The organism is Burkholderia lata (genome assembly GCF_902499025.1).
GTDB classification, from domain to species: domain Bacteria; phylum Pseudomonadota; class Gammaproteobacteria; order Burkholderiales; family Burkholderiaceae; genus Burkholderia; species Burkholderia lata_C.
Map to the genome: position 1 here is coordinate 104,695 of NZ_CABVPW010000021.1, position 24,540 is coordinate 129,234.

The 24,540-nt window shown below is 61.3% G+C and carries 24 protein-coding genes; 17 read left to right on the plus strand and 7 right to left on the minus strand.

Annotated elements, in window-relative coordinates; translation table 11 throughout:
* Window positions 1–46: 46 nt before the first annotated feature.
* Together BDI24065_RS21600 and BDI24065_RS21605 are read right to left on the minus strand one after the other, a co-directional pair.
* Complete coding sequence (locus BDI24065_RS21600; protein ID WP_175032987.1) at window positions 47–1,771, minus strand: ABC-F family ATP-binding cassette domain-containing protein; 1,725 nt, start codon at window positions 1,769–1,771, stop codon at window positions 47–49.
* A 494-nt stretch (window positions 1,772–2,265) separates the two neighbouring features.
* The gene (locus BDI24065_RS21605; RefSeq protein WP_175032988.1) at window positions 2,266–2,766 is read right to left on the minus strand and encodes a GNAT family N-acetyltransferase; all 501 of its coding nucleotides are present in this window, start codon (window positions 2,764–2,766) and stop codon (window positions 2,266–2,268) included.
* 1,060 nt (window positions 2,767–3,826) lie between these two features.
* Between BDI24065_RS21605 and BDI24065_RS21610 the strand changes: the two genes are divergently transcribed.
* From BDI24065_RS21610 to BDI24065_RS21620, 3 genes are all read left to right on the plus strand, one after another.
* Window positions 3,827–4,993 (plus strand): porin, encoded by a 1,167-nt coding sequence (locus BDI24065_RS21610; RefSeq protein WP_175033034.1) that lies wholly within the window; start codon window positions 3,827–3,829, stop codon window positions 4,991–4,993.
* A gap of 400 nt (window positions 4,994–5,393) precedes the next feature.
* Window positions 5,394–5,921: a hypothetical protein gene (locus BDI24065_RS21615; protein WP_175032989.1), complete on the plus strand. Its 528-nt coding sequence runs from the start codon at window positions 5,394–5,396 to the stop codon at window positions 5,919–5,921.
* Between the two features lie 894 nt (window positions 5,922–6,815).
* Window positions 6,816–9,329 carry an EAL domain-containing protein gene (locus BDI24065_RS21620; protein WP_175032990.1) on the plus strand — a complete coding sequence of 838 codons (2,514 nt, stop codon included), beginning with the start codon at window positions 6,816–6,818 and terminating at the stop codon, window positions 9,327–9,329.
* A gap of 174 nt (window positions 9,330–9,503) precedes the next feature.
* Here BDI24065_RS21620 and BDI24065_RS21625 read toward each other — a convergent pair whose 3' ends face one another.
* Window positions 9,504–10,187, minus strand: coding sequence for a glutathione S-transferase (locus tag BDI24065_RS21625; protein WP_175032991.1), 684 nt, complete (start codon window positions 10,185–10,187; stop codon window positions 9,504–9,506).
* Window positions 10,188–10,331: 144 nt separating this feature from the next.
* Here BDI24065_RS21625 and BDI24065_RS21630 point away from each other — a divergent pair, with 144 nt between their 5' ends.
* Entirely contained in the window at window positions 10,332–10,913 is a 582-nt protein-coding gene (locus BDI24065_RS21630) for a TetR/AcrR family transcriptional regulator (RefSeq protein ID WP_175032992.1), read from the plus strand.
* Window positions 10,914–11,129: 216 nt separating this feature from the next.
* On the opposite strand, the gene BDI24065_RS21635 is transcribed toward BDI24065_RS21630, so the two are convergent.
* Window positions 11,130–12,050, minus strand: coding sequence for a LysR family transcriptional regulator (locus BDI24065_RS21635; protein ID WP_175032993.1), 921 nt, complete (start codon window positions 12,048–12,050; stop codon window positions 11,130–11,132).
* A 104-nt stretch (window positions 12,051–12,154) separates the two neighbouring features.
* Here BDI24065_RS21635 and BDI24065_RS21640 point away from each other — a divergent pair, with 104 nt between their 5' ends.
* The 6 genes from BDI24065_RS21640 to BDI24065_RS21665 all read left to right on the plus strand — a co-directional run bounded on the left by BDI24065_RS21640 (window position 12,155) and on the right by BDI24065_RS21665 (window position 16,585).
* Window positions 12,155–13,105: a ketopantoate reductase family protein gene (locus BDI24065_RS21640; protein ID WP_175033035.1), complete on the plus strand. Its 951-nt coding sequence runs from the start codon at window positions 12,155–12,157 to the stop codon at window positions 13,103–13,105.
* Complete coding sequence (locus BDI24065_RS21645) at window positions 13,102–13,494, plus strand: VOC family protein (protein WP_175032994.1); 393 nt, start codon at window positions 13,102–13,104, stop codon at window positions 13,492–13,494. Before BDI24065_RS21640 ends, BDI24065_RS21645 begins: the two co-directional genes overlap by 4 nt.
* 1 nt (window position 13,495) lies before the next feature.
* A complete protein-coding gene (locus BDI24065_RS21650) occupies window positions 13,496–13,957 on the plus strand; it encodes a MaoC family dehydratase (RefSeq protein WP_175032995.1) in 462 nt (153 codons plus the stop codon).
* A complete protein-coding gene (locus tag BDI24065_RS21655; protein ID WP_175032996.1) occupies window positions 13,954–15,168 on the plus strand; it encodes a CaiB/BaiF CoA transferase family protein in 1,215 nt (404 codons plus the stop codon). Before BDI24065_RS21650 ends, BDI24065_RS21655 begins: the two co-directional genes overlap by 4 nt.
* A 7-nt stretch (window positions 15,169–15,175) precedes the next feature.
* On the plus strand, window positions 15,176–16,015 hold the full coding sequence (gene aroE / locus BDI24065_RS21660; protein WP_175032997.1) for a shikimate dehydrogenase: 840 nt from the start codon (window positions 15,176–15,178) through the stop codon (window positions 16,013–16,015).
* A 237-nt stretch (window positions 16,016–16,252) separates the two neighbouring features.
* Window positions 16,253–16,585, plus strand: a complete 333-nt coding sequence (locus tag BDI24065_RS21665; protein WP_175032998.1) for a cupin domain-containing protein — start codon at window positions 16,253–16,255, stop codon at window positions 16,583–16,585.
* Between the two features lie 167 nt (window positions 16,586–16,752).
* Here BDI24065_RS21665 and BDI24065_RS21670 read toward each other — a convergent pair whose 3' ends face one another.
* The gene (locus BDI24065_RS21670) at window positions 16,753–17,052 is read right to left on the minus strand and encodes an H-NS histone family protein (RefSeq protein ID WP_011350136.1); all 300 of its coding nucleotides are present in this window, start codon (window positions 17,050–17,052) and stop codon (window positions 16,753–16,755) included.
* Window positions 17,053–17,333: 281 nt separating this feature from the next.
* Here BDI24065_RS21670 and BDI24065_RS21675 point away from each other — a divergent pair, with 281 nt between their 5' ends.
* The 3 genes from BDI24065_RS21675 (at window position 17,334) to BDI24065_RS21685 (ending at window position 18,821) form a co-directional block, all read left to right on the plus strand.
* A complete protein-coding gene (locus BDI24065_RS21675) occupies window positions 17,334–17,822 on the plus strand; it encodes a RidA family protein (protein WP_175032999.1) in 489 nt (162 codons plus the stop codon).
* A gap of 121 nt (window positions 17,823–17,943) precedes the next feature.
* Complete coding sequence (locus tag BDI24065_RS21680) at window positions 17,944–18,384, plus strand: hypothetical protein (RefSeq protein WP_175033000.1); 441 nt, start codon at window positions 17,944–17,946, stop codon at window positions 18,382–18,384.
* 185 nt (window positions 18,385–18,569) lie between these two features.
* Window positions 18,570–18,821: a hypothetical protein gene (locus BDI24065_RS21685; RefSeq protein ID WP_175033001.1), complete on the plus strand. Its 252-nt coding sequence runs from the start codon at window positions 18,570–18,572 to the stop codon at window positions 18,819–18,821.
* 63 nt (window positions 18,822–18,884) lie between these two features.
* On the opposite strand, the gene BDI24065_RS21690 is transcribed toward BDI24065_RS21685, so the two are convergent.
* Window positions 18,885–19,997: a histidinol-phosphate transaminase gene (locus BDI24065_RS21690; protein ID WP_175033002.1), complete on the minus strand. Its 1,113-nt coding sequence runs from the start codon at window positions 19,995–19,997 to the stop codon at window positions 18,885–18,887.
* 410 nt (window positions 19,998–20,407) lie between these two features.
* Here BDI24065_RS21690 and BDI24065_RS21695 point away from each other — a divergent pair, with 410 nt between their 5' ends.
* Together BDI24065_RS21695 and BDI24065_RS21700 are read left to right on the plus strand one after the other, a co-directional pair.
* The gene (locus tag BDI24065_RS21695; RefSeq protein WP_254609828.1) at window positions 20,408–21,493 is read left to right on the plus strand and encodes a helix-turn-helix transcriptional regulator; all 1,086 of its coding nucleotides are present in this window, start codon (window positions 20,408–20,410) and stop codon (window positions 21,491–21,493) included.
* Between the two features lie 390 nt (window positions 21,494–21,883).
* Window positions 21,884–22,183, plus strand: a complete 300-nt coding sequence (locus tag BDI24065_RS21700) for a hypothetical protein (RefSeq protein ID WP_175033004.1) — start codon at window positions 21,884–21,886, stop codon at window positions 22,181–22,183.
* A 98-nt stretch (window positions 22,184–22,281) separates the two neighbouring features.
* On the opposite strand, the gene BDI24065_RS21705 is transcribed toward BDI24065_RS21700, so the two are convergent.
* Window positions 22,282–22,575, minus strand: a complete 294-nt coding sequence (locus BDI24065_RS21705) for a GYD domain-containing protein (protein ID WP_175033005.1) — start codon at window positions 22,573–22,575, stop codon at window positions 22,282–22,284.
* A 578-nt stretch (window positions 22,576–23,153) separates the two neighbouring features.
* On the opposite strand from BDI24065_RS21705, the gene BDI24065_RS21710 reads away from it, so the two are divergent.
* Both BDI24065_RS21710 and BDI24065_RS21715 read left to right on the plus strand, forming a co-directional pair.
* A complete protein-coding gene (locus BDI24065_RS21710; protein ID WP_122945367.1) occupies window positions 23,154–23,858 on the plus strand; it encodes a hypothetical protein in 705 nt (234 codons plus the stop codon).
* Between the two features lie 210 nt (window positions 23,859–24,068).
* Complete coding sequence (locus BDI24065_RS21715) at window positions 24,069–24,272, plus strand: hypothetical protein (RefSeq protein ID WP_175033006.1); 204 nt, start codon at window positions 24,069–24,071, stop codon at window positions 24,270–24,272.
* Window positions 24,273–24,540 lie beyond the last annotated feature (268 nt).

A 24,540-nucleotide genomic window follows, 5' to 3' on the forward strand; every position in this document is an offset into this window, starting at 1 on the left:
GTCAGCCGTCGCCGCGCTGCTGCGAACCGCGCCCGTCACATACGCGTTAAAGCCCAAGCGCCTGTTCCAGTCGCCGCATTTCTTCTCGCCACTGTTCCTGCAGTTGCGGCTTTTGATGTTTCGGTTTGCGTGCGAGCTCTGCCGCCAGCAATGTCTCCAACTGACACCAACGCTGCCACTGTGCCTCAGCGTCACTGCTGGCGGATTGAGTGCCGGGGTGGTTCCGTGTGACTGGAATCTGCTCGGGTGCAGTGGAATCACGAGAGGCGAACAGATTTCGATACGCGCTTTCCGCATCCGGCCATTCTTGCAAGCGCCCGTTACGGATTGCCCAGAAGCGATTGCAACTGTGCTCGATCAATTCGCGGTCGTGCGAAACCAGGATGAAACCGCCATCGAACGCCGCCAGCGCGGCTGCAAGTTCGGACTTGCCTTCCATATCGAGGTGATTGGTCGGCTCGTCAAGCCACAACAGGTGGTAGCTGGCCATGGATAGCGCGAGAAACAGCAGACGCGCCCGCTCGCCGCCACTCAGCGTGGCCACGGTCTGACCATGGCGGACATACGCAAACCCGGCAGAAATCAAAGCCTGCCGTCGCTCCTTGTCGCCGACTGGCGCAAATTTATAGAGCGCGTCAGGCAAAGTGGCATCGTCGGCCAGTTGATGCAATGACTGATCGTAGTAGGCGATGCGCGCCGCTGGATGATAACGCCAGCCAATGCGCGCTTCTCCCTGCTGCAGATCGCTCCAGCACTGGCGCAGCAACGAGGATTTGCCCGTGCCATTGCTGCCCAGGAGTGCGATCTTGTCACCTGGCCGCAACCACAAATCGTGAACCTCAAACAGGATCGGTTCTTCTGCCTGGGAGCGTACATGCAGGCCTTCAAACGCCATCAGACTGTCCGCCGCCAATGGTCTTCCTTGCAGCTTCAAGCGCCACGGGCTGCCACGACTGACAAAGGTCTGGTCTTCCTTCAGTTTTTCGACACGCCTTTGCATGGACCGGGCTTGGCGCGACAGTTTCTCATTGTCGTGCTCGCGCCCCCAGATGGCCAGACGTTTGCTGCTGGCGGCTAGCCGGTCTATCTCGCTCTGCTCGCCTGCATGACGCGCTTGTGCCGTTGCGTCAGCCTGGGCCAATGCGACCAGGGCCCGGCTGCACGGCATATCGAAACTGTACAAGCGCTGATCGCGCAGAATCCAGCTTTTGTCGCTGAGGGTATCCAGAAGCCGCGGGTCGTGCGATACCAGGATGAAGCCACCCTGCCAGCGGCGCAGGAAATCTTCCAGCCACAATAGCGAGGGTAGATCCAGGTGATTGCTTGGTTCATCGAGCAACAGCAGATTCGGCTGCGTCAGTACGGCACGCCCCAGCAGCAGACGCGTGTGTTGCCCGCCGCTCAGGTCGGAAACGGACGTGTCCGCCGCAGTGGCCAACTCCAAATCGTCCAGTAGACTGTCTACCCGCCAATGCTCGGCCCGTTGCTCGCCGACGCTCTCCAGCAACGCCTCTCGCGTGGTCAGGTCGGCAAGTCTCGGCGGTAGATGCTGCTCGACGTGTTGCAGGCGGCACATCGCCGCGTATTGCACGCTACCGACGCTGGGTTCGCGGCTGCCCGCCAATACATCAAGCAGACTGCTCTTGCCGCAGCCGTTGTGGCCGATCAGCCCGATGCGGTCGCCAAGTTTTACAGTAAAGGAAAGGTCCTGGAATAGCGGGCCATGGCCGGTTTCCAGTTTCAAGGAAAGTGCAGAAATCAGGGTTGTCATGCTCTTGCGCTCGTTTTTTCGGGACGTGTTTGTCCCTGTCAACAGGAGCGCTGGCGACAACCTTTGAGTCGAGAAAGGACTCGGGAGGAGACTGCTTTGCTCTGACCGGGTTATCGCAGCGCGATGGAACTCAGGCAAGAGCAGGCGAATGTGCTGAACAAATGTGCCAACATCAGTGGGCGCACTAGCAAAACCATATTTACCTCCTTTTTAAAAAAGAGTTGGATGTAGCGGCGGAGTTTATCCCGGCTCACGTCGGTTATACAAGCCGCTGGAGTGACGGCTCCCAATTTTTTCCAAGCAAGATCGCAGAATGCTTTAGTAATTGGGCGACCAATGTCTGCTTTGAAGAACGTGTTCCGAGTCACTGCTCCTGGCCGAACACAGTCCGACGACGAAGATCGTGCGGTGTCGTCGAAGGTCAAGGACGCCGATGGCGGATGCCGATTCGTCTCCAATATTCAACGATTCGAGCCGTCGGCATGTTCACATCTTCATGCCGTGGAGATGACCTCTTCCTTGCGGATTTCGAAGTAGGATCGGTCGCCGATCGTGGCTATCAGGCGAAATCCGCATTTTTCGGCTACGCGAAGAGAAGCACGATTCTCGATCGAGCATGACGCCGTCATGCTCACCATTCCGCCTGTGCCGAACGCGAGAACGAGCAGCGCCCGAATCGCGTGAGGCGCGTAGCCCTTTCCCCAAAAGTCAGGCAACAAAAACCAGCCGCAATCAGCCGAAGCCGAGTCGCGGATCGTGTACCCGACACTCCCGATCATCCCCTTCACATGCAGACATTCAACGGCGTAGAAGAAGCGTATCCGCTCTGCGGAATGTTGCTGGGCGATCGCATCGGCCAACGCATGCTCACATTGCGCTCTTGTTCGCGGGAGCCACGACACATAGCGGGCCACTTGCGAACTCATCTGCAATTCGCAATATCGGTCGACGTCGGACAGGACGTGCTCGCGGAGCCGAATGGGGGATGAATTCATTGAGGGACTGGAAGCAGCCAAGCGCTCTTCTCGATATGCCATGTCGGCCGGGTCGATTCCACCTGTCTCGATAACGACGCGTTCGACGAAGCATACATCCGGATTTTCGACTGCCCATAAGGCAGACGAAGTCTCGACATCTGCGAGCACGTCGAGAGAGTGGATCGCATCTCGAGTGTCAACGGATGGATTCCCCACTATGCCAACCGGAATACCGGCTTCCCGCGCCACTTCAGGTACGGCTCAACGTCAGGGTAGGGATCGGCAGTAACTACCACGAGGCGCTCCCGTTCGACACCCGGTTTTTGCCCGATCGTGCATCAGAGCGGCGGCGCGTATCTCGCTAACGCCTTCCCTTCCATTGGTGCCGGTTTCTATTAGGGAAATCCCGGTAATGCTTAGGGTTATCAGACGCGATTAACTTATATCAAACAAATTTTGACGACGATTTATGTTCCTGATATGGTTTTTCGCACCTGCAAAGCGCGCTCCGACGGCGCTGGCGTTCGGCGAAAAGGTTCGCGCTCGTTGCCAGCGGCTGGAGCGGGCGCTCGATCGACGGGCGATGGCGGCTGGTATTCCCAGGCCGTCTGTTGTCGCAGGTGGAGCCTGGTGTGATTTCGTCATCGCTGACCTCGCTCGCGGGTACCGCGCGAGCTTGGAACATGACGATGGAGTACTTCTTCGAAATGCCATCGGAGAAGCGTTCGGCTCAGCGCGGTGATCTGCTCGGGTTTTTCGGCTTCGCGGATTCGGACATGATCGATCCACGATGCCGCGTAGCTCGAGCGACAACGAAAGCAAGGAAGCGGCTTTCGTCCAGGTTGGGGCGCCGCAATGGTTCCAATCGAGGGAATGCAGGATAGGTCGAGACGCGAGGCGCCTTCCTGCATGAAATTTTGAGGATGACGAAATAATTGAGTCAAATATGCCGATCTGGTGAATATGACGTCAGCCGTTGCGGCTGAGACGACGCGCAGGCCGTGCGCCGTCATCTGCATTCGAATACAACAAGACCGTTTCAAACAATCCCGAAACCACTCCTGACAGTGAAATACAGATGAAAAACAAGAAAATCAAGGTCAGCGTTATCGCTGTTGCCGCCTTCGCAGCATCGTCGGCAGCAATGGCACAGTCTTCGATTACCCTGTATGGCATGCTCGATGCGGGTATCGGATACACGTCGAACATCAACGGCCATAGCAGGTTCGGCCTCGATGGCGGTGCCGCCGGTTCGAACAAGTGGGGCCTCAGAGGGACGGAAGACCTCGGCGGCGGTCTCAAGGCCATCTTCAAGATCGAAAACGGCTTCAACATCGGTACGGGCGGCATAGGCGGCCAGGGGCCCATCGGTTCCACGCGTTCGTTGTTCAACCGCCAGGCCTACGTGGGCCTCTCTTCCGATCAGTACGGTACCGTGCGGTTGGGGCGCCAGCTCGACGCCGTGACGGAAATGGTTCAGGTCCTGACGGGCGACGCCATTTCGGCGTCGACATTCTCGACCCCGGGCGACGTCGACAACAACGACAACACGACGAACCAGAACAACGCCGTGAAGTATATTTCGCCGCTCTACCACGGCTTCCAGGCTGAGGGCGCGTACTCGTTCGGCGGCGTTGCCGGTTCGATGGGTTCGGGTCAGTCGTGGTCGGTGGCCGCGAACTACGCTCAGGGTGGTCTGACGGTCGCCGGCGGCTACTTCCGTGCTGTCAACCAGGGTGCGAACGGGTGGACGAACGCAACCGCGCAACCGAGTTTCGGTGGGGCGCTGGGCTATCCGAGTTCGGGTTACAACGGCGGCAATGCGTTCAAGAGCGCGGGCATCGCGCAAGTCGCTACGCAATACCAGGTGGGCCCGTACACGGCGGGCTTGCGCTACTCGAACGCCCAGTACCAGGGCAACGCGGGCCAACCGTCAATCCACTTCAACGTGCTGGGTGCCCTCCTGCAGTACCAGGTCAACCCGGCGCTGTCGCTGGCGACCGGGTACACGTACGTCTACGGTTCCGCAGCCACGCCGAAGCTGGCCGCTGAAGGCCGCACGATGGCGTCGATCAACCAGGTGTCGCTGGGTGCGACGTACTCGCTGTCGAAGAGCACTGCGCTGTACGCGATGGGTGCGTACGTTCATGCGCAGGGTGCTCAGGCATCGGCTGCCGACTTCGGCAACACCGCGTCGGGCGGCAACCAGGTTCAAGTCAACATCGGCATGTACCACGGCTTCTGATCGCCGGCTCGGGAGTCCGGAGTAGTGGTTGCGCTACTCCGGCAAGGAAGGTTTCTGCTCGTAGAGCCACACCTCACGCTAGTGTCGTGGGTTGAAAATTCCTTCAATTGATCTGCCGTTCGATCTATCGAAACGGAAAAGTCCGCTCCAGAGGTGTAGTTGCCTCTTGCGCAGTTTGAACCAAGTACCCGGATTGAGCCACGCGACACGCTGCTCGAACGTGCCGAGTGGCGTCGTGGTTTACAAATGAAGTGGTCAATCTAATGTCGGCCGTTGCGAGCATGCGATTCGTCGATCTGAGAGAATACGCAAAGATGGTTGTTGCCGTTATTTCCATCATTCGGTTGGTGTGTATACTCTTTACTCGAGTATTCCCATAAATTCTCTTGAGATAAAAAGAATGAGCATGGAAATGGAGCCTGAGCGTAAGCTAGAGAATAAAGTGCGAGCGCAAACGCAACAGACGCAACAGACGCAACAGACGCAACAAGCGCAGCAAGCGCAGCAAGCTCCGAAAAACCAATTCGCTACTTGGGCTAGTTTTTGGGTAGTTGTTGGAGTCTCCGGACTCTATAACTATCATCGCTTCAGCGCTCACGTGCCGCCAGCGGTGTGGAAGATGATAGTTCCCACACTTGCAATCTGGCAGATTCTTGCGATCGTCGGCCAAATCACCGATTTTGAAAAGAAGCGGAATGGTGGAAAATGGTGGGCGCAGCTCGTACCACAGCCGATAGCCAAAGGGCTTTTCAAAGTGCGTGACGTTCTGGGTTCGTCGATGAATATTCCAGTGTGGGCAAGAGCGTCTCTCGTTGTTCTCGCTATCGTCGGCGGGCTCTGGTGGTCAAAGGTCACTCCTGCACCTCCAAACCAAATCCCGGAAAACTCACAAACGACTCCTGCGACTCAAAACCAAAAATCGGAGTAAACGCAAAAGGAAAGGGCTCCGATTCAGGGGCCCATTCGTTTTTTAGAATAGCGTTTCACGGCGCAGCCGAATCCGAAAATGATCGAGTCGACGCGCGCGAGGCAATCGTGTTTCATCGCCTTCCCAGCTGCCGGCAGGAAGCCAACTAGCGGATCGCGGGTCAAGCGCTGCGTTTGATCCTGTCATATCTTCCCCGAAGGTCCCGCACCGCTCGCGGCCATTTTGCGTGAACATCATGAGCAGTCGGTACCGTGCCTCGATCAGACTTCTGGGCAGTCGCTCCGACCGGCCGCTCGGGCCGATGTCCGTGCGTTGGGAACCGGCGGACTTCGAGGTGAATCGGCCTGTCGCGTGACCGTTGCTCAGCCGAGGGTCAGAAACTTGCCGGCAAGCAACCGCCCGCCCGATCTAAATGCTCACCTGGATCACTCAGACTTCACGGTGCTCCTCCCTCCACGAGCGGGATCGCCAGGACATGCGACGTCTCACCGCACGCGTGAAGCACGAAAAGGCCCGTGAAGCGGCGGCCTCGCGGGAGAGTCGACGTATCACGTGGCCCGCAGCCGCCCACCTTGCCGGCGCGCAACCTGAATTTCCCCAAAGCACTCAACTCTTGTCCGGATCTGTCGTTAACTCAGGGCGGCTGCCCCTGAGAGGGCGGCGCTCCGGCGTGTGGATCCGCCGGGCAAGGAATCGTCGAATGCGGTATCGGGGCCGATGTGCCGCGCTCGCCGCCGCGACGCGTCAAACGATGGGTCAATTCCCCGTTTGCGATTTCGATGAGTACGCAACCATTCGACGCAAGTGCAATCGCACCGTGCTTGTCGCCGCGGGCGAGCCCACAGGTTGCCGAATCGGAGTGCGCCGGCGAGGTTTTTTCGTCTTGGTTAGAGAATGTATCCGAGCAGCTACGATGTTCCGATTGCGCGCCTCGTCGCGCGTCAGATTCTGTCTTGCGCGCCCACCACGCCGGTGCGGGAGGTCGCACGACGCATGTTCGCCGAGCGTTGCAGCTCGATCGTCGTGATGGAGGATGAACGGGTCGTCGGGATCTGGACCGAGCATGATGCCCTGTCGGCCGGCGACAATCCGCACGGGCTCGATCGACCGGTCAGCGAGGTGATGAGCCATCCGGTGCTGACGCTCGAGGCCAATACACCGCTGGGTGAAGCGGCGATGAAGTTCAAGCAGTCGGGCGTGCGGCACTTCGTGGTGGTCCGGGATGGCGCCGCGATCGGCGTGCTGACGCAGACCGACGTCGTCGTGAACCAGGGGCCGGAATTCTTCCTGCACCTGAAGCCGATCGAATCGATCCGCGTCCATCCGCCCGTCGTCGTGCCCGAGCAGGTCATGCTGCACGAGGTCATCGAGCGGATGCGCACGCAACGACTCGATGCGATCCTCGTCGGCTACGACGACGGCGAGCACGGCATCCTGACCGAACGGGACATCGTCCGGCTGCTGGCGGACGGCGGCGCTCAAGGCGCGGTCGGCGCCTACGCGAGCAAGCCGCTGCAGATGCTGACTGCGAAGCAGAGCCTGTATGCGGCGCAGCGCTTCATGACCGAGCACAATATGCGGCACGTCGGCATCCAGGACGAGGCGGGCAGGCTGACCGGGCTGCTCTGTTTCGCGGACGTGCTGCAGAGCATCGAGCACGAATACGCGAACGAGCTGCGCAGCGCCTTGCGCGAGCGCGACGAAGCGCTGGGTCTCGCGCGCTTCAACCTGCGCATGGCGGATCGCGTATTCGAATCGGCGCTCGAAGGCATCATGGTGACCGACCGGCACGCAAAGATCGAGCGCGTCAATCAGGCGTTCACGCGCCTGACCGGATACACCGAGGACGAAGTGATCGGGCGCGACCCGGGCCTGCTGAGTTCCGGGCGCCAGACGCCCGAGTTCTACAAGCAGCTGTGGCATTCGCTGACGACCGATGGCCATTGGCAAGGCGAAATCTGGAATCGCCGCAAGACGGGCGAGCTGTTTCTCGAATACCTGACGATCACCAGCATTCGCGACAACGAAGGCGAGATCTCGCACTATGCGGCGATCTTCTCCGACATCACGCAGCGGCGCCAGGCGGAGGAGCGGCTGGGCTATCTCGCCACGCACGACGTGCTCACCGATCTCGCGAACCGGGCGCTGTTCGAGGAGCGGCTCGCACACGCGATCGTTCACGCGAAGCGGCTCGGACGCAAGGTCGCGGTGATGTACCTCGATCTCGACCGCTTCAAGCTGGTCAACGACACGCTCGGCCACAACGCCGGCGACGAGGTGCTGAAGATGGTCGCGGGGCGCATCGTCGCGACCGTGCGCGCGAACGACACGGTCGCGCGCATGGGCGGCGACGAATTCGCGCTCGTGCTCGAGGAGTTCGACGATGTCCGCGACGTCGGGAGAGTGGCACGCAAGCTGCTGGACGAAGTGGGGCGGGCGATCGATATCGGCGGTCGCGAGATCTTCGTGACGCCGAGCATCGGCATCAGCATCTATCCGGACGACGGTACCGAAGCGGAGCACTTGATCCTGCTCGCGGACCAGGCGATGTACGGCGCGAAGAGCCGCGGCAGGAACGTGTTCCAGTTCTTCGAGAGCAAGATGACGTCGTCGGCGATGGAGCAGCTGGAGACGCTCGGCGAGCTTCACCGCGCGCTCGAGCAGAACGAATTCCGCCTGTTCTACCAGCCGCAATACGATCTGGCCAGCGGCCGGATCGTCGGCGTGGAGGCGCTGCTGCGCTGGATGCATCCGCGCAAGGGCCTGGTGCCGCCGGGCGACTTCATCGGGCTGGCGGAGCGGTCTGCGCTGATCGTCCCGATCGGCCGGTGGGTGCTGCGCGAAGCCTGCCGGCAGGCGCGCCGCTGGCTCGACGAGGGCTTCGCGTTCGGGCGGGTATCGGTGAACGTGTCGGCGCGGCAATGCTTCACCGACCATTTCCTCAGCGACCTGACGACCATCCTCAGCGAAACCGCATTGCCGGCCGAATGCCTGCAACTCGAGCTGCTCGAAAGCATGGCGATGAACACGCGCGAGGAAATCGGCATCCTGCTGCGCGAACTGGCGACGCGGGGGATCAGCCTGGCGATCGACGATTTCGGGACCGGCTATTCATCGCTGGTGTATCTGAAGGATCTGCCCGTCGATACGCTGAAGATCGATCGTTCGTTCCTCGCGGATTGCGGTTCGGGCAGCACGGACGACGCGATCGTGCGCGCGATCGTTGCAATGGGGCGCGCGTTGGGGCTCGATGTCGTGATGGAGGGCGTCGAGACGGAAAAGCAGCTGGCTTTCCTGCAGGAGATCGGCTGCCATCAGGTGCAGGGTTTCCTGTTCGCGCGGCCGCAGCCCGCCGAACAGCTGGTCGGGATTTCGTCGCGCTTTGGCGCTGAATTGGTGACCGGGTGAGTGGGGCGCGTGGGGGCGCCGCGGCGCGTTCATGCGCCGGCGGGTTGAGTGCGCAGCCGGCGCGGGCCGGGTACTGCGCGGGACGTTGAACGACGGTTTGTAGCAGTTCTGCGGCCCCCCGGTGTTGCAACCAAAGATGCGGCGCGTATCGATGAAGGGGCCACAGCTGCAAATTCACGCAAATGCCGGCTGGCTGCTGACGCTCTGGCGTTCCCGCATTCTCGTGTACCAGGCGAGAAGGGCTTCGCACTCCGCGGGCACGGGCAGCTTCACGATCGACGCAAATACCAGGCCGCCAATGACGGTGATGTCGGCCATCGAAAACGTATCACCGGCGACAAACGGCCGATTTTTCAGGACTTCATTGAAGTACCGCATGCCCCTCAGCGCTTTGTCGCGCTGACGAAACCCCCATTCGGCGTTTTGATAGCGCTCGACTTCCGGCCCGAGCCCGGGCGTGGCGTGGTGGAAATAGACACTGATGGCGTCGAGCAATTCCAGCTCGGCGCGCTTGCTCATCATGTGGATGACGCCCTTTTCGTGCGGCGTGCTCCCGGTAAGCGTGGGTACGCCATCGAGCGCGTCGAGGTATTCGGTAATGGCTGTGCACTCCGCAATACAGGTTCCGTCTTCCAGTTCGAGCACCGGCAGCGTGCCGGAGTAGTTCTTGTTGGCGATGAAGTCGGGCCTTTTGTGCTCGCCCTTGTAGAGATCGACCAGGACGTACTGGACGCGCGATTGCAGGTTCTTCTCGGCCAGAGCGATACGGACGCGTGTCGGGTAAGGGCCCGTGGGGAAATCGTAAATCGTCATCGCGGCCAGTTTGCTTGCGTCGAATGCGCGGGTGTCGGAAGCCATGGTTCACCTGTCAGGAGGGGTGAAGCGTTTGAAATCAGATAGGGCCAAAACGTTTGATACAACCCTACCTGCCACTTGGTAGGTTTACCTTAGACCACTATAATGCGTTTGGTCAACACGCATTTTTCTTCAGCGAGGCAAGCAGTGAGGAACGAAGCCGGTTCGAATTCGAGGGAAAACATCCTTGCGGCAGCCAAGCTGGCCGCACAGTCGCATGGCTACGATGGTCTGAATTTTCGCGATCTCGCGCTCGCGGTCGGAATCAAGGCAGCCAGCATTCACCATCACTTTCCGACGAAGGCCGATCTCGGCGCGGCAGTCGCAAGGCGCTACTGGGAGGACTCGGCAGCCACTCTGGAAGCACTGTGGACCGAATCGGCGGATCCGATCGACTGTCTGCATCGCTATCCGGAGACATTTCGCAAGGCGCTGGAGAACGGCAATCGCATCTGCCTCTGCAGTTTCATGGCCGCCGAATCCGATGACTTACCCGAAGCGGTGACGAAAGAAGTCCAAACCTTTGCAGATGTGAATATTGCGTGGCTGAGCAGAGTGCTCTCCACCACGGGCGTTGCCGGCGCCGAGGATAGCGAGCGGCGTGCTCGCGCCATCTTCGCAGCCATAGCCGGCGCTCAACTCGTCGCCAGAAGTCGCGCGGATATCGCTGTCTATGACGGGTTGATTGAAAGCTATCGTGCTGCCGGTCTTCTGCCGGCATACCAGTAGAAAAGCGGTCGATCTGCATGAACCCAGTACGGACGGCCGCTGTTCCCGTCGAAACGGACTGACGAGCGTCGGATCAGGCGTCACCTACCGACGCCTCCCGGCCGCAAGCCGCCCAACGTGGGCGGCGGCCCCCGACCCTGAGCAGACGATGAGCGACCGGGTGCAATGGTCCGCTCGCGACGGATCGGCAGACATGGATGCCGAAACGGTCAATCGTCAGCCTGTCACGTTCGCTCCGGAAATGCCGAACAGCAGGGCGACGACCGAACGCAGCCAGCGATTGCCCGCCTCCTGATGGTAGCGCGCGTGCCAGTGTTGCCGAACGGCGAAGCCCGCGACGGGAATGGGGCATGGATGTACCGAGAGATCGCTGGCCTGAGCCAGCGTCTCGCCGATATGGCGTGGCAAGGTCGTGATCAGATCGGTGGTCTGCACAATGGCTCCGAGCCCCAGAAAACCGGGCAATTCAAGCACCACCTGCCGTTCAATGCGCTCGCGCACGAGCGCCTGCTCAAGCAGCGCCGTGCCCGTTCCCCCCGTGATCGCGACATGGCCTTCGGTCCGATACGCCTTGACGCTGATCCGTTTGTGAATACGCGGATGATGGCGATTCGCAAGGCACACCCAATCCTGCTCGTATAGCTGTTGCTGATAGATGCCGCCGCTCAGCCACGGCACGTATCCAATCGCAAGATCGGCCTCGCCTGATTCGAGCGCGCGTTCCGTATTGCCGTCGATCCGCGCAGCTTCCAGGCGCACGCCAGGCGCTTGCGCGCGCACGTAGGCGAGCAGACGCGGCAGCAGCGTCACATGACTCGCATCGGTCATGCAGATGCGAAAACGTCTCTGCGCAGTCGCTGGATCGAAGGCGATTTCCCAAGCCGAGAAGCGCCGCAACGATTCGAGAATCTCCCGACATGGGCCGATCAGCGCATCCGCTTGCGGTGTGGGCGCCATGCCGCCGGGCGTCCGGATAAAGAGCGGATCGTGCAAATGCTCGCGTAACCGCGCGAGCCAGATGCTGATGGTCGGCTGGCTCTGACCGAGTTGTTCGGCCACGCGCGTGACGCTGCGCGTGTCGTAGAGCAGGTCGAACAATTGCAGCAGCTTGAGGTCGGGCAGGTCGGTCGGGATCATCGCAGGTCATCATTATTGCGTGAGGCAATGATGTCATTGTATCCATTGTATTGCGACATGATGCGACGCCTCCTATCGTGACGTCACACGTTAAGGAGACGCTCTTGAAAATTGCCATTCTGGGTGCCGGCGCGCTGGGCTGCGCGATTGGCGCGACGCTCACCGAAGGCGGCCACGAGACCTGGCTGATCGACCGCTCGCCTGCTCATGTCGATGCGATGCGATCCCACGGCCTGCGCGTCGATGACGCAAGCGGCTCTCGCAAGGTGCAGGTCCGCGCGACTACCCGGCCGGACGAAGCAGGGGTGGCCGAGGTCGTGATCGTGCTCGTCAAATCGTTCCATACCGATGCGGCGATTCGCAGCGCGCAAGCGCTGGTGGGACCTGAAACACGGGTGCTGTCACTGCAAAACGGCCTCGGTCACGAAGATATTCTTGCCGACGCCGTGGGCCGCGAACGCGTGCTCGCGGGCAAGACCTATGTGGGCGGCGTAATGCGCGGAATGGGGCATGTCGAGTCGGGCGTCGTGGGCAAGCAAACCATCGTCGGCGAGCTGGACGGACGCGTGACGGATCGCGTTCGACGAATTGCCGAGGCATTCAGCCATGCGGGCCTCGAAACGCAGGTAAGCGACAACATCGTCGGCACCATGTGGGACAAGCTGCTCGTGAATGTCGCGACGGGCGCGCTGACCGGCATCACGTCGCTGACATACGGCCAGCTTTACGACGAGCCGCTGCTCAAGGCTACATCGCTGGCGGCCGTCGCGGAAGCGATCGCGGTCGCGAAGGCGGCAGGCGTAACACTGTCGATGAATGATCCGGAGCAGGCGTGGTCGCTTGCCGCCGAAGGCTTGCCCGCTGCGTTCAAGACTTCGATGCTGCAAAGCCTCGAAAGAGGTTCCATGACCGAAATCGACTTCATCAACGGCTCGGTCGTGCGTTGGGGCGTACGCCATGGTGTGCCGACGCCCGTCAACGCGACGCTCGTTGCATGCATCAAGGGGGTCGAGCGTGCGATGGCCGACCGCCAGAAAGCGGAGGCGCAAGCGTGAGCGAATCGAAAGCCTATCTCGAACACGTCGCCGTCTTCGTGAGCGACATCCACTGGCACATCCGCTTTTTCGAGGCGGTGTTCGGCATGACGATGCGCGAGGTCGACGGCACGCTTGAAGCGCCGCGCCAGTACTGGACGCTCGGCGGCATGCAGTTCATTCACCTGCCGGATTTTTCGGGCCCCGAAGGGCGGCTTGCCCATCTCGGCATCATGTGCGAGGACGTCGAAGCCTCGCTCGCCGCCGCCCGCCGCTACGACGTGCAGCCCATGCCGCAAGGTGCGAACTGGCTGCGTTTGCCCGATGGTCTTGCCATCGAATTCATTCAGGCGAAACCCGCACGCTGCGTGGGGCAGGTGCTCGCCATCGATCCGCGCGCGGAGGCATGACATGACGATCGTCGAAAAATACTGGGACGACGCACGCGAAGGCGACGAATGCGTGAGCCCGCGCTACACCGTCACGAAGGAGCGGATTCTCGCGTATGCCGATCTCACGGGCGATCACACGCCTGTGCACGTCGATGAAGCGTATGCGAACGCGAGCCATTTTGGCTGCCTCGTTGCGCATGGATTGTTTGGTCTTTCGATTGCCGATGGCCTGAAGACCCGGAGCGATTATCGCTTTCTGCCGGGCATGTCGCTGGGCTGGAGCTGGGACTTCGTTCTGCCGATCAGGGTCGATGACGTGCTGCATGTGAAGTTTCGCATCGGCGCGATGCGCCCGAGCAAGAGCCGTCCTGACTGGGGCATCGTGACGCTTCCTTCGGAACTCGTCAATCAGCATGGCGAAGTCGTGCAGCGAGGCGAGCATCGTCTGATGGTGCCGCGCCGGCCGGGAGCTGAACGATGAAACAGGCTCGTCCACTCGAAGGAATTCGTGTCGTCGATTACAGCCACTTTCTCGCGGGTCCGTATGTGGGGCGTTGCCTCGCGGCGCTGGGCGCGGAAGTGATCAAGGTCGAGCGTCCCGGCAGCGGCGACGCGGGACGCCAGCACGCGACCGTGCTTGACGATCGCTCGAGCGGCTATTTTCTGCAGCTCAATATGGGCAAGCGCGGCGTCAGCGTGAACATGAAGGACCCGCGCGGAAAGGTCTTTATGGAACGGCTCTGCCAGTCGGCGGACGTATTCGTGGAGAATTATCGTCCCGGCGCGCTCGACAAACTTGGGCTGGGCTACGAAGCGCTTTCCGCGCGCAATCCAGGGCTGGTCTACTGCTCCATTTCTGCGTATGGCCACACGGGGCCGGACGCCCATCGCGCGGGTTTCGGACTGATCGCCGAGGCCAAGAGCGGCATCATGCAGATGGTCGGCACGCCGGGCGACCGTCCACCGCTGCTGCGTATTTCGCTCGGGGATATGTACACGGGCATTCACGCGGTCGCGGCCATCAATGCGGCACTGCTCGGCCGCGTGAAAAGCGGGCTAGGGCAGCACATCGACATGGCACTTTACGACACGCTCGTCTCGATGCACGAATATGCGGTCCAGTGCTACACGCTTGCAGATGTGCTCCCCGAACAGACCGGGCACGACATGCCCGGCTCGACGCTTTATGGTGTGTTTCGCGCGACCGATGGCGATCTGGTGATCGCCGCGCAGGTGGACGATGCCTGGAAGCGCTTCGCGTCGCTGATCGAAGCGAGCGGCGGGCCGCGCGGCTTTGGCGCCGACGAGCGGTTTCACAATAGCGTGGGACGCAATGCTCATCGGCTGGAAATTCTCGACGTGGTCGAGCCGTGGGTCGCCGCGCGCACGGTGATGCAGATTCTGGAACTGCTCGACGGCGTCGATGTGCCTTGCGCGAAGGTGCAACGTATCGACGAAGTGATTGCCGATCCGCAAATTCAGGCACGCGGCATGATCGTCGAGCAGGAGCATCCGCGTTACGGCACGCTGCGCTTGCCGAATCTGCCGTTCCGGTTTTCCGCGTGCGATACCACGATCCGCGAGGTTGCCCCCGATCTGGGGCAGCACAATACCGAAGTCGCGCAATCGCTGGGTTTCACGTCCGCCGAGATCGATGCGATGCAAACCGATGGCGTGCTGTTCGACAAGTGAGGCGACGATGAGCGATACCTATGCGGTGATCGGCAATCCGATTGGCCATACGAAATCCCCGCTGATTCATGGGCTTTTCGCCGAAGCGACGCAACAGGCGATGCACTACACAGCCATCGAGGGGCCGAGCGAACCGGATGACGCATTCGCGGTAACGGTGCGGGCGTTTATCGCGGCGGGCGGCAAGGGCATGAACATCACGGCACCGTTCAAGCTTGCGGCATTCGACATGGCCGACGAGCGCAGCGAGCGCGCGACGCTCGCAGGCGCGGCGAACGCGTTCAAGTTCGAGGGCGATCGGATTCTCGCGGAAAACTTCGACGGTATCGGCCTGCTGCGTGATATCGAGGTGAATCTTCACACGCCGTTCGCCGGCAAGCGTGTGTTGCTGCTCGGCGCCGGCGGCGCGGCCCGCGGCGCGTTGCTTCCGTTCCTGGGCGCGCGCCCCGCGGAACTGGTGATTGCGAATCGTCATGTCGAGAAAGCGCGAGCGCTGGCATGGCAACTGGCTCCGCATGGCCCGATCACTGCGTGCGCTTACGGGGAGCTCGACCGGATGGGGCGCTTCGATCTGGTGGTCAACGCGACGTCCGCGAGTCTTACAGGCGATTTGCCGCCCGTGCCGCCCGGCGTTTTCAGCCCGCGTGGCACGGCCTATGAACTGGCCTATGGCAAGCACCTCACACCGTTCTTGCGACTGGCGCGCGATGCGGGGGTCGCCGGTGTAGCCGATGGTGTTGGCATGCTGGTGGAGCAGGCGGCGGAAGCCTTTGCGTGGTGGCGCGGCGTGCGCCCCGAGACGCAAGCGGTGATCGACCTGCTTACCGTTCCGCTAGATCGAGTGTGAACGGGAGACGGTATGAAAAACGTGCTGATGTTAACGGCGCCAATCACACCATGTTCGGTGAGCGCGATCCCAAACAGTACGGGTTGAATCCACGGTCGATTTCAGGCATGCGAAACGCTACGATGCTCTTTCCGACGAAACGAGTCAGCGTCAATGGTGATCGTTAGACTACGATGAATATTCCCCGTCACTCGACGCGCGATTCTTTCCCCCAAAGATCATCGACGAGGCCACCCCATGCAACTTCAAACCGGCAACCTGTTCACCACCGAAGGCCAACGTGGCGACGATGAAAAAATCGACCTCCTCGTCACGGGCCAGCGTCTGAACGTCGAGCGAATCGTATCGATGGGCCACACGAGCCCCGACGGCTTTTGGTATGACGACTCGCGCGCCGAATGGGTCGTATTGCTGTCGGGGGCGGCCGTACTCGAATTCGAAGAAGGCCCGGCGCGCCATGAAATGCATCCCGGCGACTACGTGCTGATCGAGCCGCATTGCCGTCATCGCGTCGCGTGGACGCACGAAGAAACGCAATCCGTCTGGCTTGCGATCTATTACGAACGTTGAATCGGGAAGGATTGGGTGGGGCGAATTACAATCGGCGCGTAGCATGCTCGCCACGCGCCGATTGAGACAAAGCTTCATCAACCGGAACGGTCTTTGAATACCGCCGGTATCGACGCCCAAATAGCAGGACGGCGCGCTATACCGCGCGCCGGTGCGTGTCGAGAATCTTATTCCTGGATCAGGAATCGATTGCGATTCTTCGCGTCCTTGATCCATGCGGGCGCGCGACCGCGGCCCGACCAGGTTGCCCCGGTCTTCGGGTCGCGATACTTTGCCTGCACGGGGGCGGCCGCTTGCTTGGCCGGTCGACCACGACGCGTACCGAAAATGTCTTTCTCGGTAATGCCGAATTCCGCAACTTTGGTGCGGATGTCGTCGACGATCGCCTGGAATTCCGCTGCACGCGCAGCTTCGGCTTTCTCGGCCAAAGCTTCCATTTGGGCTTTCAGTTCCTTGTACGTTGCCATGTATCACTCTTCAGGTTGAGTACACACATGATAGCGGTTTCAACGGGAAATTTTGAGGAAATTCTCTTCGGCTACGTGTTTTATCGTCAATTGGGCTCCACAGAACTGCTTCGAACACCTGAAAAGTGTGTCATGTTTGAGAAAGCGTAGAGGATTACCCGGAAAATTCAACGGTGGCTGCACGTCACTTTGACTGTTCACGGCATGTCGTTTTTTCTTGAGACAAGCAACCGGGACTTAATTATTCTTTACATTTTTCTGAAGTATCGGGGAATTCACTAATGAACAGAGACAATAAGCTGATACAGATCGCGGCCGAATTCGGCTTCAACCCGGACGAGGAAATCAGGATCGGCGGAAAGTACACGCCCGTTCTCGTCGACGGAAACACGGCCTACATTGCCGGCCAGATTCCGCGTATCGGCGAAGTGGTGCATTTCATGGGCGTAGTGGGGGAATCCGTATCGCTCGATGAAGGTCGCCGGGCTGCCGGTGTGTCGGCGCTGCGTGCGCTATCGCTGATCAGAAAGCACTGCGGCACGCTCGACGCGATCGCGACGGTGCCGCGCATCACCGTGTATGTGCGAAGCGCACCCGGCTTCACGATGCAAAGCGAGGTTGCCGACGGCGCATCCGACGTCCTGTATGCGGTGCTTGGCGACGCAGGCGTTCATACGCGTACGTCGGTCGGCGTGCTGCAATTGCCCAAAGGCGCGTCGGTGGAAGTCGATTTCATTTTCGGGCTGACGCGCGGCGACGCCGGTCTCTGACTCCGGCGGGTCATCTCTCGCGGGTGTGTAGTTCCGCGAAACATTCAGAGATCCGACGCATGACATGCCTGCCAGTGACAGCAGGCGCCCGCAATGCCGACAGAAAAAGAGACAGCTGCCGATGGACTTCGACAGGGTGCTCGCCGATGAGCATCTCGCGAACACTCAGGCGACATTCGCTACCCGAGATGTGAAGGCGCGCGGCCGGCCGGGCAAGTGGGCTGCGCCGTCGTTCGCCACGTGTCCCGACGATCTTGCGCGCTGGCTCGTTGAGCAGTGCGCGGACGTTGCCGTGGCTGACGCCTACGGCACACGTCGCCCGCAGTCGTCGTGCATGCGAACCGTGCGCTGCACCCGTGCATCGTCCGCAAACCCTTCAAGTAGTAAGCCAATCCATAATTTTTCGCCGGTCGGCAACCGCATGCCGGCCGCGCTACGCTCGACCGATTCCCCGAAAATTCCGGTAATACCCACTCCGCCAATATCGCCCGACATCCCCACTTTGGGAGATGCCATCGCCCAACAGTCAGCCTACGATTGTCCTCAGGGCATCGGGGCCTGAAGTCATCAAAACAAACGGAAAGGCCCGCCATTCCGTGTCGAAATCAGCAAATGCCCGCGCGGTTTACTGACACAGCTTCTGCGTACGATAGCGACCAACGTGTGCGGTGAGTCGTCGGCATCGCAACACGATGGCGCGTTGATGACGGAAGGCCTGCTGTCGTATTTCGGGGAATTTCAATCAATATGCTGGCACGAGACTATGCGGAACGAGAGCTCTCACACATTCAGAGAATGGTGGCTCTCCTGGACAGCGAGGCAAACGCTGACGATGTGTCGATGTCGGGTGCGGGGCGCGTGCGGCATCCGAGTTACTGGCGAGCGCGAATCGAGGAACTGCTGTCCGCGCCCGATGTGCCGCGCCACGTCAGGAAGCTCAGCGAAGCGGTGCTCGTGAAGATCGACGCGATGGAAATGCGGTTCGCGACGATGAAGTAAGTGCATCGTCGGAGATTGCGCTGACACGCGCTCCATCGCGTCGTCGACCGGATGGCCGGTCGCTCATCCGCGAGCCATCACGTCGAGCAGCGCCGCACGGAATGCGGCCATCTCCGCGCCGGTACCGATGGACACGCGAAGATACGCGGGCGGGCCCGACTCGCGAATCAGGACACCGTGGCGCAGGAGGCCGCTCCAGATCCGGTGCCGATCTTCAAACTTGCCGAACATCACGAAGTTGGCATCGGAATCGGCTACCTCGAGACCCAGGCCACGCAGCCAGTCGACGGTCGAATCCCGCTCGGCCTTGATCGCTTCCACTTGCGACAGCATCTCGTCGCGCGCGACCAGTGCCGCGCAGGCCGCCGCCTGGGTGAAGGCGGACAGGTGGTAGGGCAATCGAACCAGCTTCAGCGCTTCGACGATCGCCGGCGCGCACGCGCAATACCCGACGCGGCCGCCCGCGAACTTGAACGCCTTGCTCAACGTGCGGGTGACGATGAGCCGCGGATGCCCGGGCAGCAGCGTCACCGCGCTGGGGACGCCGTGACGCCGGAACTCCGCATAGGCTTCGTCGACGACGACCACGCCCGGCGCGACGTCGAGTATCGCGCGGATATCGTCGGCCGGCAGCGCGGTGCCGGTCGGGTTGTTCGGCGAAGTCAGCAACACCACGCTCGGCCGGTGCTCGCGGATGTTGTCGAGCGCCTGCTCCAGATCCAGCGCGAAATCCTCGGTGCGCGGCAACGTATGCAGGCGCGTGAAGGTCGTGCGGCAGTATTCGTCATACATGGGATACGCGGGCGTAAAAGCCAGCGCCGATCGGCCCGGGCCGCCGAATGCCTGCAGGATCTGCTGGATCACTTCATTCGAGCCGTTGGCCGCCCAGACGCTCGATGCGTCGACCGTCACGCCGGTGTCGTGCGTCAGGTATGCAGCCAGATGCGCGCGCAGCTCGGCAAAGTCGCGGTCGGGATAGCGGTTCGCCGCGCGCGCGGCGTCGGCCACCGCGGTCGCGATGCGCTCGACGAGCGCGGGCGACGGCGGATAGGGATTCTCGTTGACGTTCAGGCAGACCGGCACATCGAGCTGCGGCGCCCCGTACGCGTGCTGCAACTTGAGATCCTCGCGGAGCGGTAATTCCGACAAGGCGACGTCTTTCCAGGGCTGTTGCATTGAAAACACTCCGTACGGGTTCGATGGATTGGTGCAGCAGGTTTTTAACGCGGCAAAAAACAAAAAAGGCGCCGGAGGCGCCTTGGTTGTCGTCTTGATCGGGCATTTACCCGATGCAATTGCTAGATGCGAAACGAGCCACGGCGCAACAGAGGGCGTCCGTGGTGATGGTGCAGCGAGAGCGTGGCGTTTCGAATCGTCATGCGTCGCATCATGGCATACCCGGGTCGGGATGAAAAGCGGGCGCCGCCGCGTATGCCGGAATGACGGCTATTACGTCTGACGATAAACGGTAACAAACGTGGTATTTCGATCAAACGCGAACGAGTGATTTAAACGTTGGCGTCGATTGACTAAGATGCGCAGACGACGTTCGACAAAGACGCACGGCGCGGGGTGGCCAGATGCAAATGAACGGATTGATTCCATCGGCATGGATCGATGACGTCTACGCCGCGGCACTGGGCGATCAACGATGGGAAACGGTGCTGGACGGGCTGCGATCGTGGGTCGGTGTGCGCATGGTCACGCTGCTGTCTTTCGACGACGCGGCGCGGGTGCCGGCGATCGAGCAGGCGGCGGGCGACGACGCGTCATGGGTCGCCGCGTGTTACCGCACCTACAACACCGAGTTCTATCGGTACGACCCGGTCGTGCCGGTCGCCGCCGACTGGCCGGCAGGCCGCTGGTTCGAGGACGTCAAGCACCTGCCTGCGCACCAGCGCGCGCACAGTGTGTTCTATCAGGAATTCCTTCACCCCTACGGGCTCGGCAGCATCTCGGGCCTGTACATCCATCGCAGCGAGGTCGCCGGCGCGTTCCTCAGCGTCCAGGGTGGCCCCGAATCGCAGGGGCTTTCCGACGATCAGCGCCATGCGATCGAAAACATGGGCATGCACATCAGCCGCGCACTGCAGATCCAGGCGCGGATAGGCGAGCTCGAGGCGCGCGTGGCCGCCGCCGAATCGGCGCTCGATGCGATTCCGGTGCCGGTGTTCCTGCTCGGTGCGCAGCGTGAGCTGCGCTATACGAATCGCGCGGCCGATCAACTGATCGCGACGGAACCGGCGCTGCGGGTCGTGAACGGGCGTTTTGCGCCGGAAGGCTGCGTCGACGATGCGCAATGGCGGCACGCGTACGCGCGCGGCGGGCTGTTGTTGCGGCGCGCAACGGGCGAACCGCTGCCGCTGGCGCTGATGCCGGTGCCCGAGCAGTCGCGCCTGATGCGCGAGCGGCCGGGTGTCGCGACGCTGATGACGGCCGCCGACCTGCGTTCGCCGTCGGCCCGCGCGCAGCGGCTGCGCGTGTTCTACGGGCTGTCGTCGGCCGAGGCCGATCTCACTGTGCTGTTGTGCTGCGACGGGCTGTCGCCGCAGGAATGCGCCGGGTTGCGCGGCGTGTCGATCGGCACGATCCGCACGCAGATCAAGTCGATCTACGCGAAGATGGCCGTGGCGCGCGCGGCGCAACTGACGTCGCTGGTCATGCAGACGTGACGTGACGTGACGTGACGGGGCGGGCTAGGGCGCCAGAGTATCGGCAACGGTGTGCGCAGAAAATCAGCGGCTTACGTCCAGTTGCGCCACTGGTGCTGGGGCGGTGCGTTGGAGGTCGTGCGATTGGTTGACTGTGGCGCCAACGTAGTGGCATTTCGTTGCGCCCGGGTGACTGCAGCCGACCCATTGCCGACGGTCGGCGCGTCAGACGCACTACAGCAGATATCAGCGCCAAACGGTCGCTCGGTGCGGCCACGCGCGGACCAGTATTCGGTACAGACACATTTCGTCTTGCCGATACGGCGGCGTCTGCGATCGCGCTTCTCGCCGGCTATGGCGAGCGTCAGCGCGCCAGCACCAAAGCTAACCTGAGCGGCGACCGACGCGGGCATGAAAACAGCCCGACTGCGGGTCGGCAATGGCACCCATGACCAGACGGATGATTGCGAGCGCTTCGTCGCGAGGTGCGAGGATGCTGGCAGTGACTCGGTTACCGATGTCGCGCAGGAAAGCGGCCCGCTCACGACGACCTTCCCGTATCAGAGGGGCCGTTTCTGGTCGTTGATCGACCACCGAGAGCGTAGCTGCGCAGGCACCCGGCTCATGTCGAGGCGCGTGAGAATGGCGTCACGCTGCACGCTTGCCGCCTGCATCGTCGGCCTTTGCCTGCGCTATGCGCCCGGCTCGTGAGCAATACCCGTGACGCCACGATGCGACGGCGGCCAGCCGGCTTCCAGGCCGCCTGTTTCATCTCTGTCGATCGCTGTTGCATCTCGCGCGTCAAGACTTCACTTCATGCCGCCGACGATCCTCTCCATTTCCGCCTCGCCGAAAGCACGCATACTGACGGTTCGAACATTGCCTAATTGCGCCACCATCAGCCCCAGCCGCGTCGCAGTTTCGTCGTCGGGCGCATCGAGTGTCGCGACGATGTCGTAAGGCCCAAGTGTCCATTTGAGCGAGCTGACGGTGATGCCCATCGCCTGCGCCCCTTCCTGAAACGATCTCGCTCGCTGGACCGTGTCTTTCACGGACCGCGCGCCTTGTTCGGTCCAATTCATCAATACGATGTAAGTTGCCATATTGCCTCCGATGGTTAAGGAGCCCATCCACGTTCTCCCGTCCATGCACGGGACGAACTTCACCGACCGGCCACAAACGTTTGTGGCAGGTGCAGCTTTCGTTTACCCCGGGATTTGTCGGACGTGTGCGTTGCTGACGCACGCATGCCCTTGATAACTCGGCAACGTAAACAGTATAGAAAGCGAATCGGCCGCCAGCGGGTCGATGATTGCGTCGTGTGCGATACCCGCGTCGCCGCAGATCGCATGTCAGGGCATGTGCCGAGGTGCAGAGAACGAGCGCAACCAGAACGGCGGAGCCGGGTTACTCGGTGCACCACATGACGCGTGGCGAGGTTCATCTCGCGCTCGAGATCTGCGTAGGGTGCCTGACTTTCGCGACATCTCTCGTCAACACGGCGATTGCGCGGCGCTCCACCGTCGAAGTCCAACGACCGTTTGCGAAGTATGCGCCGACGTCCGAGCGTCCTGACCTCGGAACTCGCGAGTGACGCGTCATCGCCGATTTTCGCCGACGTGATCAGGCTGAATCGTTACAATCGCCCAGATGCCCCCTTTGACAGCGTCGAATTCGAGACATGCTGACTTCCTATTTCTGGAGCGGCGACGCCATCCGCAGTCGACGCGTAAGTGACATCGTTCTATCAGGCACGGTCGACGTGCCCGTTCCCTCCGCACGCGTGCTTGCAGACTGGGAAAGAGAAACATCGTCGCGGCTCGTCCTGGAACCCGGGGACGTCGAGGCTATGCCTTTGGCGCGAACGCAAGCGCGCTGGCCGGACTATAAGCGCTGCGTGCAGGCAATGTCCGACTGGACGTGCGCACTAGGACTGCCCACCGTGCTTGCCTCCAGTGACGTAGCCCTCATGGCCTGTCGTGGCGCGAAGTACCACCATGACGGTGCGCAATATGGCGGTGCGGCCTTCTGCAATCTATTCCTGAGCGAGGACCGGGGGCTGGACTTGCATTTTCCCTCTACGGGCCATCGCATTCCCCTGACCCGTGGGACAGCTGTGATATTCGATACCGGCCAGCCTCATGGCGTCATTCAGCGCGGCAGCAGCGGCTTCAATGCGGTCGACTTCGCGACGGACCAGGATCGTATCCAGATATTCCTGACTTGGGAGCTTCCCATCGAAGATGCCCATGTTGGGCAAGCACTTAAGGTGGTCTTCGACATCGCCCCTTCGACCTCGCTGCACCTGGATGAGGAGCAAGTCTGGTCGAACGGCGCCCCAGCCGCCGTGTGTCCAGAATCTGGTCGCTGGTACCGGGTTGACTGATTGTTCGGGGCACACCTCGGCGTTGCCGTGGCACGCTGGACAGACTTCTGTTCAGCACGATAGACGCAAGCAGCGAGCGCCGTTGGGCTAACGTCAGCGATTTCAGCCCTTGCAATCGAACGGATGACGCGGCGCCGCCACGCCGTAAAGTACCGGGCCATCTCTAAAAGTTCGGCGAAGTGATCGCTGCCGGCAGTCTGGCGCTTATCAATGATCGACGGCGCACGACCCGACGCGGTCGGTCGCCTTTCTTCGGCGAGTTTGAATGGTCAACGGCTTGGCGTGCAAGACGGTGTCGTCCATGTCGAGTCCGATGTCTTCTACCGCCCTGTAGCTGATCAACTGATGCGCGTGTTCGAGTCTGAGCCTTTGCGACTTCCGTTATGGATGGATCGCTTCTTAGACGTCGGCTGATTGGCTGCTTCTGGCCGGCAGCCGCCGTCGGAGTTGCGAGCCAAGCCGGTTACATCGACTTGGTAGAAAGTCGGAAAAGCATGGTGCCAGCCGTGCGCTTTACGCGAACATGCGACCTGTGAAGTATGACTCCGGACGTCGACATCACGGGGCGTTGTCGACAATGCGTAGGGCAGTCGCAGTAACTTAGGCACGCAGAGTCGCAAAACCGTGGCGCCAGTCTCACGTACTCTGGCGCCCTACGGCGGGGCACGCGCAGGCGCTTGCC

Bases quoted from the DNA above. Each gene is read 5' to 3' on its own strand.
- BDI24065_RS21605 (WP_175032988.1), bottom strand. From the start codon at position 2,766: ATGAATTCATCCCCCATTCGGCTCCGCGAGCACGTCCTGTCCGACGTC.
- BDI24065_RS21650 (WP_175032995.1), top strand. From the start codon at position 13,496: ATGACGATCGTCGAAAAATACTGGGACGACGCACGCGAAGGCGACGAA.
- BDI24065_RS21715 (WP_175033006.1), top strand. From the start codon at position 24,069: ATGATCGACGGCGCACGACCCGACGCGGTCGGTCGCCTTTCTTCGGCG.
- BDI24065_RS21705 (WP_175033005.1), bottom strand. From the start codon at position 22,575: ATGGCAACTTACATCGTATTGATGAATTGGACCGAACAAGGCGCGCGG.
- BDI24065_RS21710 (WP_122945367.1), top strand. From the start codon at position 23,154: ATGCTGACTTCCTATTTCTGGAGCGGCGACGCCATCCGCAGTCGACGC.
- aroE (WP_175032997.1), top strand. From the start codon at position 15,176: ATGAGCGATACCTATGCGGTGATCGGCAATCCGATTGGCCATACGAAA.
- BDI24065_RS21675 (WP_175032999.1), top strand. From the start codon at position 17,334: ATGAACAGAGACAATAAGCTGATACAGATCGCGGCCGAATTCGGCTTC.
- BDI24065_RS21625 (WP_175032991.1), bottom strand. From the start codon at position 10,187: ATGGCTTCCGACACCCGCGCATTCGACGCAAGCAAACTGGCCGCGATG.
- BDI24065_RS21655 (WP_175032996.1), top strand. From the start codon at position 13,954: ATGAAACAGGCTCGTCCACTCGAAGGAATTCGTGTCGTCGATTACAGC.
- BDI24065_RS21610 (WP_175033034.1), top strand. From the start codon at position 3,827: ATGAAAAACAAGAAAATCAAGGTCAGCGTTATCGCTGTTGCCGCCTTC.
- BDI24065_RS21665 (WP_175032998.1), top strand. From the start codon at position 16,253: ATGCAACTTCAAACCGGCAACCTGTTCACCACCGAAGGCCAACGTGGC.
- BDI24065_RS21615 (WP_175032989.1), top strand. From the start codon at position 5,394: ATGAGCATGGAAATGGAGCCTGAGCGTAAGCTAGAGAATAAAGTGCGA.
- BDI24065_RS21680 (WP_175033000.1), top strand. From the start codon at position 17,944: ATGGACTTCGACAGGGTGCTCGCCGATGAGCATCTCGCGAACACTCAG.
- BDI24065_RS21670 (WP_011350136.1), bottom strand. From the start codon at position 17,052: ATGGCAACGTACAAGGAACTGAAAGCCCAAATGGAAGCTTTGGCCGAG.
- BDI24065_RS21635 (WP_175032993.1), bottom strand. From the start codon at position 12,050: ATGATCCCGACCGACCTGCCCGACCTCAAGCTGCTGCAATTGTTCGAC.
- BDI24065_RS21695 (WP_254609828.1), top strand. From the start codon at position 20,408: ATGAACGGATTGATTCCATCGGCATGGATCGATGACGTCTACGCCGCG.
- BDI24065_RS21690 (WP_175033002.1), bottom strand. From the start codon at position 19,997: ATGCAACAGCCCTGGAAAGACGTCGCCTTGTCGGAATTACCGCTCCGC.
- BDI24065_RS21685 (WP_175033001.1), top strand. From the start codon at position 18,570: ATGCTGGCACGAGACTATGCGGAACGAGAGCTCTCACACATTCAGAGA.
- BDI24065_RS21620 (WP_175032990.1), top strand. From the start codon at position 6,816: ATGTATCCGAGCAGCTACGATGTTCCGATTGCGCGCCTCGTCGCGCGT.
- BDI24065_RS21600 (WP_175032987.1), bottom strand. From the start codon at position 1,771: ATGACAACCCTGATTTCTGCACTTTCCTTGAAACTGGAAACCGGCCAT.
- BDI24065_RS21700 (WP_175033004.1), top strand. From the start codon at position 21,884: ATGAAAACAGCCCGACTGCGGGTCGGCAATGGCACCCATGACCAGACG.